1 pseudogene is annotated in these 479 nt (G+C 73.7%); it reads right to left on the bottom strand.

Annotation, left to right across the window (positions count from 1 at the left end):
• Nucleotides 1–479, bottom strand: a pseudogene (locus AAHM41_RS40340) (phosphoketolase); the annotation flags it as partial.

Here is a 479-nt window from a genome sequence, read left to right as displayed (position 1 = left end):
CCGGGGCGCGGCACGTCGACGGCGAAGCCGCGATAGTCGGGAACCTCCAGCTCCTGTCGCAGCCGCCCGCCATTGGCGTGCGGGTTGGCGCCCATCCGGCGGTCGCCCTGCGGCGCCAGCGCCTGCAACTCCGGCACCAGCCGGCCGGACCGGTCGAACAGCTCCTCCGGCCGGTAGCTGCGCATCCAGGCCTCGAGCTGGGCGAGATGCTCCGGCTTGTCGGCGAGGCCGGACAGCGGCACCTGGTGCGACCGCCAGAACCCCTCGGTCTTCAGCCCGTCGACCTCCTTCGGCCCGGTCCAGCCCTTGGGCGTGCGCAGGATGATCATCGGCCAGCGCGGCTGGGCCATGCCGTCGGCCAGCGTGCCCTCGCGGATCTCGCGGATGCGCCCGACCACGATGTCGAGCGTGGCGGCCATGGCCCGGTGCGTCGGCGCCGGGTCCGAGCCCTCGACGAAATGGGGCTCGTAGCCGAAGCC

It is taken from the genome of Inquilinus sp. OTU3971, assembly GCF_038440215.1.
This window is presented reverse-complemented; position numbering and strand designations above follow the sequence as displayed.